Origin of the sequence: Streptomyces sp. NPDC002054 (assembly GCF_040296685.1) — a bacterium.
GTDB lineage: Bacteria > Actinomycetota > Actinomycetes > Streptomycetales > Streptomycetaceae > Streptomyces.
Map to the genome: position 1 here is coordinate 13,054 of NZ_JBEOXT010000007.1, position 12,696 is coordinate 25,749.

The 12,696-nt window shown below is 68.6% G+C and carries 13 protein-coding genes; 8 read left to right on the forward strand and 5 right to left on the reverse strand.

Going from position 1 to position 12,696, the window contains the following annotated elements; translation table 11 throughout:
* Positions 1–166: 166 nt before the first annotated feature.
* From ABT123_RS08155 to dnaA, 5 genes are all read right to left on the reverse strand, one after another.
* Positions 167–646, reverse strand: coding sequence for a DciA family protein (locus ABT123_RS08155; protein WP_351311333.1), 480 nt, complete (start codon positions 644–646; stop codon positions 167–169).
* Between the two features lie 107 nt (positions 647–753).
* Positions 754–1,905: a DNA replication/repair protein RecF gene (recF, locus tag ABT123_RS08160; protein ID WP_351310991.1), complete on the reverse strand. Its 1,152-nt coding sequence runs from the start codon at positions 1,903–1,905 to the stop codon at positions 754–756.
* Between the two features lie 75 nt (positions 1,906–1,980).
* Positions 1,981–2,856: a phosphogluconate dehydrogenase (NAD(+)-dependent, decarboxylating) gene (gene gnd / locus ABT123_RS08165; protein ID WP_351310993.1), complete on the reverse strand. Its 876-nt coding sequence runs from the start codon at positions 2,854–2,856 to the stop codon at positions 1,981–1,983.
* Between the two features lie 80 nt (positions 2,857–2,936).
* Positions 2,937–4,067 (reverse strand): DNA polymerase III subunit beta, encoded by a 1,131-nt coding sequence (dnaN, locus tag ABT123_RS08170; protein ID WP_150208752.1) that lies wholly within the window; start codon positions 4,065–4,067, stop codon positions 2,937–2,939.
* 879 nt (positions 4,068–4,946) lie between these two features.
* On the reverse strand, positions 4,947–6,626 hold the full coding sequence (gene dnaA, locus ABT123_RS08175; protein ID WP_351310995.1) for a chromosomal replication initiator protein DnaA: 1,680 nt from the start codon (positions 6,624–6,626) through the stop codon (positions 4,947–4,949).
* 366 nt (positions 6,627–6,992) lie between these two features.
* Here dnaA and rpmH point away from each other — a divergent pair, with 366 nt between their 5' ends.
* The 8 genes from rpmH (at position 6,993) to ABT123_RS08215 (ending at position 12,657) form a co-directional block, all read left to right on the forward strand.
* The gene (gene rpmH / locus ABT123_RS08180) at positions 6,993–7,130 is read left to right on the forward strand and encodes a 50S ribosomal protein L34 (protein ID WP_351310997.1); all 138 of its coding nucleotides are present in this window, start codon (positions 6,993–6,995) and stop codon (positions 7,128–7,130) included.
* A gap of 19 nt (positions 7,131–7,149) precedes the next feature.
* The gene (gene rnpA / locus ABT123_RS08185; protein ID WP_351310999.1) at positions 7,150–7,524 is read left to right on the forward strand and encodes a ribonuclease P protein component; all 375 of its coding nucleotides are present in this window, start codon (positions 7,150–7,152) and stop codon (positions 7,522–7,524) included.
* Positions 7,521–7,802 (forward strand): membrane protein insertion efficiency factor YidD, encoded by a 282-nt coding sequence (gene yidD / locus ABT123_RS08190; RefSeq protein WP_150208749.1) that lies wholly within the window; start codon positions 7,521–7,523, stop codon positions 7,800–7,802. The genes rnpA and yidD overlap by 4 nt, the downstream gene beginning before the upstream one ends.
* A 3-nt stretch (positions 7,803–7,805) precedes the next feature.
* On the forward strand, positions 7,806–8,909 hold the full coding sequence (gene yidC / locus ABT123_RS08195; RefSeq protein WP_351311001.1) for a membrane protein insertase YidC: 1,104 nt from the start codon (positions 7,806–7,808) through the stop codon (positions 8,907–8,909).
* A 32-nt stretch (positions 8,910–8,941) separates the two neighbouring features.
* Positions 8,942–9,457, forward strand: a complete 516-nt coding sequence (locus ABT123_RS08200) for a Jag family protein (RefSeq protein ID WP_351311003.1) — start codon at positions 8,942–8,944, stop codon at positions 9,455–9,457.
* Positions 9,458–9,553: 96 nt separating this feature from the next.
* Positions 9,554–10,273, forward strand: coding sequence for a 16S rRNA (guanine(527)-N(7))-methyltransferase RsmG (gene rsmG / locus ABT123_RS08205; protein ID WP_351311005.1), 720 nt, complete (start codon positions 9,554–9,556; stop codon positions 10,271–10,273).
* A 243-nt stretch (positions 10,274–10,516) separates the two neighbouring features.
* Positions 10,517–11,560 carry a ParA family protein gene (locus ABT123_RS08210; RefSeq protein ID WP_351311007.1) on the forward strand — a complete coding sequence of 348 codons (1,044 nt, stop codon included), beginning with the start codon at positions 10,517–10,519 and terminating at the stop codon, positions 11,558–11,560.
* On the forward strand, positions 11,557–12,657 hold the full coding sequence (locus ABT123_RS08215) for a ParB/RepB/Spo0J family partition protein (RefSeq protein ID WP_351311009.1): 1,101 nt from the start codon (positions 11,557–11,559) through the stop codon (positions 12,655–12,657). The genes ABT123_RS08210 and ABT123_RS08215 overlap by 4 nt, the downstream gene beginning before the upstream one ends.
* Positions 12,658–12,696 lie beyond the last annotated feature (39 nt).

Consider the following 12,696-nt stretch of genomic DNA (forward strand, 5'->3'; position numbering starts at 1 on the left):
GCGCTGACATGAATGGGGGTTTGCGGGTCCCTGAGTCCGCATGTGCCGCCCTGAACCTCCCTCGGCCGACTCCCCATATTCAGGAAGGGGCTCAAAGAGGCTCACGCGGGCATTGAGCGCTTCGGCCTGTCAACCTCCGGCTACCGTGAGGGACACCACTGGCCGACTATCCCCAGGTGTCGCCCGGACCCGAACTTCCCGGCGCCCGCAGCGGCCCGTACCGGCGCGGCCAGCCACCCGGACCCTGCACCCGGATCAGCCGCACCGTGCCCTGGCCGAGCTCCTTGTTCAACGTCGCCACCAGCCGCGGAGCCAGCAGCTTCAGCTGCGCCGCCCAGGCCGAGGAATCGCAGCGCACGGTCAGCTCGTGGTCCTCGTACTTCTCCGGCACGCAGTGCACGGCGATCTCCCGGCCCACGATCTCCGGCCAGCGCTCCATCACCCCGGCCACCGCCATCGGCATCTCCCAGCCGCGCTCCGTACGCAGCCGGTCCAGCGCCGCCATCAGCGGCATCGGGTCCCGGCCGTCCGCGCGGGCACCGGACCGCAGCCCCGGCTGGCCCTGGCGCCTGCGGCCCGCCTGGCCCTGGCCGCGGGACCGCGCCTGCTCCCGGGCCGCCGCCAGCGCCTGCCGGGCAAGATCCACCCCGGAGGGCTCGGGAGCCTTCCGCGGCTCCTCGCTGGTGGAATCGCTTCTCTGGGAATCGCTGCTCTTGGGATCGCTGCTCTTGGGATCGCTGCTCTTGGAGTCACTCACAGCCGGGTCACCTCTCCGCCCGAGACCGCGAACCGGGTCCCCGCCAGCACCCCCGGCACGTCGTCCTCCACCGCGGCGGTGACAAGTACCTGCTCTCCGCCGGCCACCAGCTCCGCCAGCCGCTCCCGACGCCGGGCGTCCAGCTCCGCGAACACGTCGTCCAGCACCAGCACCGGCTCGTTGCCCTCCGAGCGCAGCAGGTCGTACGAGGCCAGCCGCAGCGCCAGCGCATACGACCAGGACTCCCCGTGGCTCGCGTACCCCTTGGCCGGCAGGTCCCCCAGCTTCAGCACCAGCTCGTCCCGGTGCGGGCCGACCAGGGTCACGCCCCGCTCGATCTCCTGCTTGCGGGCCTCCGCCAGCGCCGCCAGCAGGACCTCGTACAGCTCCTCCCGGGACTGCGCGCCGGCCGGCTCCGCACTGCCCCGGTACGACAGCCCCAGCGGACCGCCGCCCGGCGCCAGCTGCTCGTACGCCTTGTCCGCCAGCGGCTGCAGCACCCCGATCAGGTCCAGCCGCTGGGCCAGCAGCTCCGCCCCCGCCCGGGCCAGATGCTGGTCCCACACGTCGAGGGTGGACAGGTCCGCCCCCAGACTCCGTCCGGGAGGTGCCCCCTGCCGGCCACCGTGCCGCCGGGCCATCGCCGCCGACTTCAGCAGGGTGTTCCGCTGCTTGAGCACCCGCTCGTAGTCCGAGCGCACCGCCGCCATCCGGGGCGAGCGCGCGGTGATCAGCTCGTCCAGGAACCGCCGGCGCTCCCCCGGGTCCCCCTTCACCAGGGCCAGGTCCTCCGGGGCGAACAGGACCGTCCGGACGATGCCCAGCACGTCCCGGGGCCTGACCTGCGAGGACCGGTTGATCCGGGCCCGGTTCGCCCGGCCGGGGTTCAGCTCCAGCTCGATCAGCTGCTGCCGCTCCCCCTGCCGTACGGCGGCACGGATCACGGCCCGGTCGGCTCCCATCCGGACCAGCGGGGCGTCCGAGGACACCCGGTGGCTGCCCAATGTCGCCAGATAGCCGACGGCCTCGACGAGATTGGTCTTGCCCTGACCGTTCGGGCCCACGAAAGCGGTGACGCCCGGGTCGAGGGGAACCTCGGCCCGGGCGTACGAGCGGAAGTCGGCCAGCGACAGATGCGAAACGTGCATGACGGCGCCGACCTCCCCCGGCTACTGCGGTGTTGCTGTACTGCGGTACTGCTGTGTTGCGGTACTGCTGTGTCGTTACTTCTTCTCGACCGCGTGGCCGCCGAACTGGTTGCGCAGGGCGGCGATCATCTTCATCTGCGGGGAGTCCTCCTGGCGGGAGGCGAAACGGGCGAACAGCGAAGCCGTGATCGCGGGCAGCGGCACCGCGTTGTCGATCGCGGCCTCCACCGTCCACCGGCCCTCGCCGGAGTCCTGGGCGAAGCCCTTCAGCCCGTCCAGGTGCTCGTCCTCGTCCAGCGCGTTCACCGCCAGGTCCAGCAGCCAGGACCGGATGACCGTGCCCTCCTGCCAGGACCGGAACACCTCGCGCACGTCGGTGACCGAGTCCACCTTCTCGAGCAGCTCCCAGCCCTCGGCGTAGGCCTGCATCATGGCGTACTCGATGCCGTTGTGGACCATCTTCGCGAAGTGGCCTGCGCCGACCTTGCCGGCGTGCACGGCACCGAAGTCGCCCTCCGGCTTCAGCGCGTCGAACACCGGCTGGACGCGGGCGACGTGCTCGGCGTCGCCGCCGTACATGAGCGCGTAGCCGTTCTCCAGGCCCCAGACGCCGCCCGAGACACCGCAGTCCACGAAGCCGATGCCCTTGGCGGACAGCTCCGCGGCGTGCTTCTCGTCGTCCGTCCAGCGGGAGTTCCCGCCGTCCACGACGATGTCGCCGGGTGCGAGCAGCTCCGCCAGCTCGTCGATGGTGGACTGGGTGGCGGCACCGGCCGGCACCATGACCCACACCACCCGCGGGCCCTTCAGCTTGCCCACAAGTTCTTCCAGGCTGTGGACATCTGCGAGGTCCGGATTGCGGTCGAATCCGATGACGGTGTGGCCTGCGCGGCGGATGCGCTCGCGCATGTTGCCGCCCATCTTGCCGAGACCGACGAGACCGAGCTCCATCAGGTGATTCCTTAAGGTGTGTGTCCAGTTTCGTACCCGCGTCCGAGCCTACGCCCGGACGCAGGTGCACACCTGTGGGCTCAGCCGGACAGCCGAACCGGCATGATCAGGTACTTGTAGGCCTCGTCCGCCTCCGCGTCCACCGCCGGGCGACCGCTGAGCAGCGCCGGCTTGGTGGAGGTGGTGAAGCTCAGCTGCGCGGCCGGGGAGTCGATCGCGCTCAGGCCGTCCAGCAGGAAGGTCGGGTTGAAGGCGATCGAGATGTCGTCGCCCTCGAGCTTGGCGTCCACGCGCTCCACAGCCTGTGCATCGTCGGAGGAGCCGGCCTCCAGGATCAGCACGCCCTGCTCGAAGCTCAGCCGCACCGGGGTGTTCCGCTCGGCGACCAGGGCCACGCGCTTGACGGCCTCGACGAACGGGGCGGTCTCGATGACGGCGACGGAGTTGAACTCGGTCGGGAACAGGGTGCGGTACTTGGGCAGGTCGCCCTCGAGCAGGCGGGTGGTGGTCCGCCGGCCGGCGCCCTCGAAGCCGATCAGGCCCTCGCCCTTGCCGGAGCCGGACAACGCCAGGGTGACGGTGTCGCCGCTGGTCAGCGACTTGGCGGTGTCGAGGAGGGTCTTGGCCGGGACCAGGGCCACGGCGGAGGCGTCCGGGTTCTCCGGCTTCCACAGGAACTCGCGGACCGCGAAGCGGTAGCGGTCGGTGGAGGCGAGGGTGACCCGGTCGCCCTCGATCTCGATGCGCACACCGGTCAGCACGGGCAGGGTGTCGTCGCGGCCGGCGGCGATGGCCACCTGGGCGGCGGCGGAGGCGAAGACCTCGCCGGGCACGGTGCCGGTGGCGGTCGGCATCTGCGGCAGGGCCGGGTACTCCTCCACAGGCAGGGTGTGGAGGGTGAACCGGGAGGAACCGCAGACCACGGTCGCCCGTACACCGTCTGTGGAAATCTCGACCGGGCGGTTGGGGAGTGCGCGGCAGATGTCGGCGAGCAGCCGGCCGGAGACGAGGACGGTGCCGTCCTCCTCGACGTCCGCCTCGACGGAGACGCGGGCCGAGACCTCGTAGTCGAAGCCGGAGAGGCTGAGCATGCCCTCCTCGGCCTTCAGGAGAAGGCCCGCGAGAACGGGCACCGGCGGCCGGGCCGGAAGGCTACGGGCCGCCCACGCCACCGCCTCCGCGAGTACGTCGCGCTCCACCCGGATCTTCACCGGAAACCGCCTCCTGCTGTTGCTGGCTCTCGTTCGTCGGCTCAGTGCCGGGGTCCAGTCTGACGTACGGCACCGACAGTCGGTGCGGTCGGCCGTCAAGTCGGGAGCGAGGCGTCGGGGCGGCGGTCCGACGAGTTGTGCACAGGACCTGCTTGAAAACCGAATCCGGCCTAACTGTCTATGGGAGTAGTAGTAGGGCCTGTGGAAACGGTGGATAACCCTGTTCTCGCAGGTCACTGCCGGTTTTTTATCCACCGGGCCTGTGGGCGAAGGCGGTGGACAACACGGCATGTCTGTGGAGAACAAAAACTTCTGCACAGGCCGTCCCCAGACATGCCCTCACAGTCCACAGCTGTGTCCCCAGGTTTCCCCCACTACTCCACAGCCCAAACGTCCACGGTGGTGTGACGGCTTTCACTCGGGGCGGTGAGAACGGCTGCGGAGTTGCCGAACAGTGGACAAGGATGTGGACGACAGCCCCGAACCTGTGCACAGGAGCCCGTGCCCTGTGGGTTGTCTGGGGACAGTGAGGTGGACAGCCCTGTGGATGAAATGATCGTCCACAGTCTGTGGATAACTTGATTCAACAATTCCACAGCCCCGTGACCTGCTCTGATGGTCCCTCAATAGGTGGCCCTGTGGACAGATTGTGGGCGACGGATCGAGTCCCCAGGCTGTGGACGGCAGAAACTTGTGGAATCTGTGGACAAGTTGGGCCGATGGGGGCGCATTCGAACAGATCAGGGGCGTGCGGCCATTCGGGTGCGCCCCGGGGTGTGGGCTGAACGCGCCCCCGGACCCGCCCCGGGACGGTTCAGGAACGCCGAAGGGCGCCCCCGGAGTGGTCCGGGAGCGCCCTTCGAAGGCGTGGCGGTGGCGTCAGCCGTTCTTGATGCGGTTGGTGAGTTCGGTGACCTGGTTGTAGATGGAGCGCCGTTCCGCCATCAGGGCACGGATCTTGCGGTCCGCGTGCATCACGGTGGTGTGGTCGCGCCCGCCGAACTGTGCCCCGATCTTCGGCAGCGACAGGTCGGTCAGCTCCCGGCACAGATACATGGCGATCTGCCGGGCGGTCACCAGGACCCGGCTCCGCGAGGAGCCGCACAGATCGTCCACGGTCAGGCCGAAGTAGTCCGCGGTGGCCGCCATGATGTCCGCCGCGGTGATCTCCGGAGCGGTGTCCTCGCCGCCGGGGATCAGGTTCTTCAGCACGTCCTCGGTCAGCCCCAGGTCGACGGGCTGCCGGTTGAGGCTGGCGAAGGCGGTGACCCGGATCAGCGCCCCCTCGAGCTCGCGGATGTTGCGCGAGATGCGGGAGGCGATGAACTCCAGGACCTCCGGCGGGGCGTTGAGCTGCTCCTGCACGGCCTTCTTGCGGAGGATCGCGATCCGGGTCTCCAGCTCGGGCGGCTGGACGTCGGTGATCAGTCCCCACTCGAAGCGGTTGCGGAGCCGGTCCTCCAGGGTCACCAGCTGCTTGGGCGGCCGGTCGGAGGACAGCACGATCTGCTTGTTCGCGTTGTGGAGCGTGTTGAAGGTGTGGAAGAACTCCTCCTGCGTCGACTCCTTGCTCGCGAGGAACTGGATGTCGTCGACCAGCAGGATGTCCATCTCGCGGTAACGCTTGCGGAACGCATCGCCCTTGCCGTCGCGGATGGAGTTGATGAACTCGTTGGTGAACTCCTCCGAGCTCACGTACCGCACCCGGGTGCCGGGGTAGAGGCTCCGCGCGTAGTGCCCGATGGCGTGCAGCAGGTGGGTCTTGCCGAGGCCGGACTCGCCGTAGATGAAGAGCGGGTTGTAGGCCTTGGCGGGGGCCTCGGCGACGGCGACCGCGGCGGCGTGCGCGAAGCGGTTGGATGCGCCGATCACGAAGGTGTCGAACAGGTACTTGGGGTTCAGGCGGGCCGTCGGTTCCAGCGGGCCGGAGGAGGAGCCGCCGGAGGGAGCCGGGGGCGCTGCGGGACCGGCGCGGCCGGGCGGGGGCAGCGGGGCGGGCTGCTCGTAGGAGGGGGGTTCGTACGAGGGCTGCTCGTACGAGGGCTCGTACCCGGAGTCCGGCTGCTGGAGGTAGCCGGGCTGCGGGGAGGCGTACGGGTCGCGCTCGGGGTACCCGCCGAGCCGGGGCTGCTGCCAGCCGGGCCAGGCGCCGGGCTCGGGGCGGGGCTGCTGGTAGTCCGGGTAGGCGGGCCGGGCGGTGGGCATCTGGTCGGAGTAGGAGTCGCGCTGGTCGGCGTACGGCTCCCGCTGCGCGGCGGCCGGCGGGGCCGGGGGTGCGGGTTCGCCGGCGGAGTCGTCGACGGTGATCGCGATCCGGATGGGGCGTCCGCACTCGCGGCTGAGGGTGTCACTGATCAGCGGGGCGAGACGGCCTTCCAGGACCCGCTTGCCCCATTCGTTCGGGACGGCGAGCAGTGCCGTGTCGGCGACCAGGGCCAGGGGCTGGCAGCGCTCGATCCACTGCTTGTCCTTGGGCTCGATGCCTTGCTGACCCTCCCCGAGGAGCTTCTCGAGTACGCGTGGCCACACTGCGGCAAGATCGGCAGGTACGTCAGCCACAGAGCACGCTCTCTCACAGGTCCCACGAATGTGTGGTTCTTTGGGACGGTCGGGACAAAAAAATCCGGGGTCAGGCAACGGTAGTCAGCCTGACGGGTAGGGTTCAAGTCGTTGTCCACAGCCTGTGCACAGTGCGGCCCCGTCTCGGCGCGATGACGGCTCGGTTTGACCGGATGGCGTAGCCGCGCGTACCGTAACGAGGTCGAGTTGTCGATGGCTGCTGCCGCCTGCCTACCGATGGGCGAAGGTCACTGATTGTGATCGTTTAGCGGTGTCCACTCGGGCGATCACGCGAAATTCCTCGTGGGCGCACGGTGACAGCCAGGCGATGTCACGCCACAACGATTCATTCTCTGGAGCCCCCGAGTGAGCAAGCGCACCTTCCAGCCGAACAACCGTCGTCGCGCCAAGACCCACGGCTTCCGTCTGCGGATGCGTACCCGTGCCGGTCGCGCGATCCTCGCCGCCCGTCGTGGCAAGGGCCGCGCCACCCTGTCCGCCTGATCACACAGGGCATGACGTCGTGCTGTCTCCCGAACATCGGCTGAGGCGGCGCGAGGACTTCGCGAACGCGGTACGCCGAGGCCGCCGGGCAGGACGCCCGCTCCTCGTCGTTCACCTACGTACCAGCGGTGCAACGGACCCGCACGAGCCGGGGGAGATCGCTCCCTCGACGCGTGCGGGTTTCGTCGTCAGCAAGGCAGTGGGTCCGGCTGTGGTCCGTAACCGGGTGAAGCGCAAGCTACGTCACCTGATGCGGGAGCGGCTGTCCGTCTTGCCCGCAGGTAGCCTGGTGGTGGTACGGGCCCTGCCCGGAGCGGGCGACGCCGGCGCCGATGATCTGGCCCGGGACCTGGATGCCGCTTTCACGCGGTTGCTGGGAGGCGTGCCTCGATGAAGTACCCGCTGCTCGCTTTGATCAAGCTGTACCAGTGGACGATCAGTCCGCTGCTCGGGCCGGTGTGCCGCTACTACCCCTCGTGTTCGCACTACGGGTACACGGCCATCGACCGGCATGGTGCGGTGAAGGGGACTGCTCTGACCGCCTGGCGGATCCTGCGGTGCAATCCGTGGTCCCCGGGCGGTGTGGATCACGTCCCACCTCGTAAACGCCCGCGTTGGCACGAGCAGCTGCGCAGTGCGTTGCGTAGACCTCGCAATGCTCAAGGAGCCTGATTAGTGGACACGATTGCCAGTCTGTTCAGCTTTATCACCTATCCCGTCTCGTGGATCATCGTCCAGTTCCACTCGCTGTACGGAGCGGTCTTCGGGGCGGACAGTGGATGGGCCTGGGGCCTGTCCATCGTGTCCCTGGTGATCCTGATCCGTATCTGCCTGATCCCGCTCTTCGTGAAGCAGATCAAGGCGACGCGGGGCATGCAGGCGCTCCAGCCGAAGATGAAGGCGATTCAGGAGCGCTACAAGAACGACAAGCAGCGTCAGTCCGAAGAGATGATGAAGCTGTACAAGGAGACGGGTACCAACCCGCTCTCCTCGTGCCTTCCCATCCTGGCGCAGTCCCCGTTCTTCTTCGCGCTGTACCACGTGCTTGCGAACATCGCCAATGGCAAGACCATCGGCGCGATGGACCAGCAGCTGGTCAACAGCGCTCGTGAGGCCAAGATCTTCGGTGCGCCGATCGCCGCCAAGTTCATGGACAGCCCGGAGAAGGTCGAGGCGCTGGGCTCCACGCTGCTCGACGTCCGGATCGTGACCGCGGTCATGATCATCCTGATGTCGCTGTCGCAGTTCTACACCCAGCGTCAGCTGATGCAGAAGAACGTCGACCTCTCGGTCAAGACGCCGTTCATGCAGCAGCAGAAGATGCTGATGTACATCTTCCCGGTGATCTTCGCGGTCATGGGTATCAACTTCCCCGTCGGTGTCCTCGTCTACTGGCTGACCACGAACGTCTGGACCATGGGTCAGCAGATGTACGTGATCAACCAGAACCCGACGCCGGGCAGCAAGGCGCAGGACCAGTACCTGACCCGACTGCTCAAGCAGGTGACCACGCACGGCGAGGTCAAGGGCCGGGGCAAGAAGAGGGTCGTCGCGGCGATCGTGGCCAAGGGCCCGGACCGCAACGACAACGAGCGCAAGTTCATCTCCGCACTCACGAAGCAGGGCATGGCCGCGCAGGCGGACGGTTCTGTGATCAAGAGCGTCGAGGCCACGGCGGATTCCGATGCGGCGAGCGGCGGTGCCGTGAAGCGGCAGCAGCCGAAGCGGCAGTCGAAGTCGCAGCGCCAGGTCCCCGGCAAGCCCTCGTCCAAGAAGTAAGAAGCCCCCGAGAAGCAAGAAGGAGTCGTCCCGTGACGGAAGGCACCACCTCCGCCGCCGCCGCAGAGGGTGGCGACACCCTGACCCGCCTGGAGCAGGAGGGTGAGATCGCGGCCGACTACCTCGAGGGTCTGCTCGACATCGCCGACCTGGACGGCGACATCGACATGGATGTCGAGGCCGATCGTGCGGCGGTGTCGATCGTCAGCGACTCGGCCGGCCGTGATCTGCAGAAGCTCGTGGGCCGTGACGGCGAGGTCCTGGAGGCTCTGCAGGAGCTGACGCGCCTGGCCGTGCACCGGGAGACCGGGGACCGGAGCCGGCTGATGCTGGACATCGCCGGGTTCCGGGCGAAGAAGCGCGAGGAGCTGGCGGCGCTGGGCGCCAAGGCCGCCGAGGACGTGAAGACCTCGGGCGAGCCGCTGAAGCTGGCTCCGATGACCCCGTTCGAGCGAAAGGTCGTCCACGACGCCGTGGCGGCTGCGGGTCTGCGCAGTGAGTCGGAGGGCGAGGAGCCGCAGCGCTTCGTCGTTGTCCTTCCGGCCTGACCGGACGTGTGAGTGTTCGGCCCCGTCTGTGTCGCAGACGGGGCCGAAGTTTGTCAGCCTGATAGATCAGAGTGCGGTACGGAAGGACGGTTCCCCGTGACCGAGGCAGCAGCGGCGCTTCCCCCGGCGCCGGAAGAGGCCCGGGCGGTATTCGGTGAGCATTTCCCGGAGGCTGTTCGGTACGCGGAACTGTTGGCGGACGCGGGCGTCAAGCGGGGCCTGATCGGGCCCCGTGAGGTGCCCCGGCTGTGGGAGCGGCACCTGCTGAACTGCGCGGTGCTGGCGGAAGCGGTACCCGAGGGCGTCACCGTGTGCGATGTGGGCTCCGGGGCGGGTCTTCCGGGTATTCCGCTGGCGCTGGTCCGGCCGGATCTCAAGATCACGCTGCTGGAGCCCCTGCTGCGGCGCACCACCTTCCTCCAGGAGGTCGTGGAGCTGCTGGGCCTGGACCATGTGACGGTGGTGCGCGGCCGGGCCGAGGAGATGCTGGGCAAGCTCCAGCCGGTGCATGTGGTGACCGCACGTGCGGTGGCCCCGCTGGACCGGCTGGCGGGCTGGGGCGTTCCGCTGCTGCGTCCCTATGGGGAGATGCTGGCACTCAAGGGCGATACCGCCGATGAGGAGCTGGTGGCGGCCAAGACCGCGCTGGCGAAGCTCGGTGTGGTGAAGACCTCGGTGCTGCACGTCGGCGAGGGCGTGGTGGACCCCCTGTCGACCTTGGTGAGGGTCGAGGTCGGGGAGAGCCCGGGGGGAGTGCGGTTCGCTGCCAAGCGGGCGAAGGCGGCTCGGACGGGCCGGACCCGTCGGCGCCGTTGATGGCCGGTTGATCCCTGTAGGTATGGATTTCGGAGTGTCGTAGCGGGGTGACGACCCCGCCCGTGCATCGTGTTTCACGTGAAACGTCGCTCTCTGCTGCACGGAATCATCAGTCGCGGTCGTGCGGCTGCGTCCCCTCGTCAGCGCAAGGAAACGGGGGCCTCCGATCCGGTGGTTCCGTTGTCCACAATGGTGGATTCATCCACAGGAGTACGGGCCCCGCTGGTTCGCGACCCCGAAGGCATGGCAGGCTCTGTCCATCGCGAGCCTGATGTCGAGGAGAGTGAATCCGTGCGGTCAGACGCCAACCTCGCGGGGCCGATGGCCGATCCGGTCCCCGGCCCCCGCACCGAAGCGGCGGGCGAGGATGTTTCACGTGAAACACCGCCGCCACCTTTGGTGGACAACGACACACCGATCGGCCGTGCCGCCCAATTGGCCGTAGAGGCTCTGGGCCGGGCGGGCGAGGGCCTGCCCAGGCCGGAGCAGACCAGGGTCATGGTGGTCGCCAACCAGAAGGGCGGCGTGGGTAAGACCACCACGACCGTGAACCTGGCGGCCTCGCTGGCGCTGCACGGGGCCAGGGTCCTGGTGATCGACCTCGATCCGCAGGGCAATGCGTCCACCGCCCTGGGCATCGACCACCACGCCGAGGTGCCCTCCATCTACGAGGTTCTGGTGGAGAGCCGGCCGCTGCTGGAGGTGGTCCAGCCCGTTCCGGACGTGGAGGGCCTGTTCTGTGCCCCGGCCACCATCGATCTGGCCGGTGCGGAGATCGAGCTGGTATCGCTGGTGGCCCGCGAGAGCCGGCTTCAGCGGGCGATCCAGGCCTACCAGCAGCCGCTGGACTACATCCTCATCGACTGCCCGCCCTCGCTGGGACTGCTGACCGTCAATGCCCTGGTGGCAGGCGCGGAGGTGCTGATCCCCATCCAGTGCGAGTACTACGCGCTGGAGGGTCTGGGGCAGCTGCTGCGTAATGTCGACCTGGTGCGGGCCCATCTGAACCCGGCTCTGCACGTGTCGACCATCCTGCTGACGATGTACGACGGCAGGACGCGGCTGGCTTCGCAGGTGGCGGACGAGGTGCGCAGCCACTTCGGGAACGAGGTGCTCCGGACGAGCATCCCGCGGTCGGTGCGCATCTCGGAGGCGCCGAGCTACGGTCAGACGGTTCTGACCTACGATCCGGGGTCCAGTGGTTCCCTCTCCTATCTGGAGGCGGCGCGGGAGATTGCGCTGCGGGGTACGAACAACATGCACAGTGCGGTGGAGGGGATTCAGTGAGTGAGCGACGTAGAGGTCTGGGACGGGGGCTCGGTGCGCTGATCCCCGCAGCGCCGCAGGAGAAGGACGTGCCGGCGGTGGGGGCGGGTTCGACCTCCCCTTCGGCGGTGCCGGTCCTGACGGCAGAGCGTGGCGTTGCGGCGGCGAAGCTGGCTTCGCTGGCGCAGGCCGATGCTTCTCCCTCTGGCCTGGCCGGGGGGATCCCCGGTGAATCGGAGTCGTCGGCCGCGGTGGAGCCGGTGCCGGCCAACATGGTGGCGGGGGCGACGTTCGCGGAACTTCCGATGGACGCGATCACGCCGAACCCGCGGCAGCCGCGGGATGTGTTCGACGAGGACGCGCTGGCGGAGCTGGTGACCTCCATCCAGGAGGTGGGACTGCTCCAGCCGGTGGTGGTGCGGCAGTCGGGCCAGGACCGCTATGAGCTCATCATGGGTGAGCGTCGCTGGCGGGCCTGCCGGGAGGCCGGTCTGGAGCGTATTCCGGCGATCATCCGGGCCACGGACGACGAGAAGCTGCTGCTGGACGCCCTGCTGGAGAACCTCCACCGGGCCCAGCTGAACCCGCTGGAAGAGGCCGCTGCCTATGACCAGCTGCTGCGGGATTTCAGCTGTACGCATGACCAGCTGGCGGACCGGATCGGGCGTTCGCGTCCGCAGGTGTCGAACACGCTGCGGCTGCTGAAGCTGTCGCCGCCGGTACAGCGGCGGGTTGCGGCCGGTGTGCTGTCGGCGGGGCACGCCAGGGCGCTGCTGTCGGTGGTCGACACCGAGGTGCAGGATCGGCTGGCACACCGGATCGTGGCCGAGGGGCTGTCGGTCCGTGCGGTCGAGGAGATCGTCACCCTGATGGCATCGGAGCCTTCGGGCCCGGTCAAGCCGAAGGGGCCGCGGGCCGGTGCCCGGGTCTCACCGGCGCTGAACGAGCTGGCTTCGCGGCTGTCGGACCGGTTCGAGACGCGGGTGAAGGTCGATCTGGGCCAGAAGAAGGGAAAGATCACCGTCGAGTTCGCCTCGATGGAGGATCTTGAGCGGATTCTGGGGACGCTGGCGCCGGGCGAGGGCCGGGTGCTGGAGCAGGGCGGTTCCGGGGAGTAGTTCCCGGGGAGGTGGGCGGGCTGTGCCGGTGGTCGACCG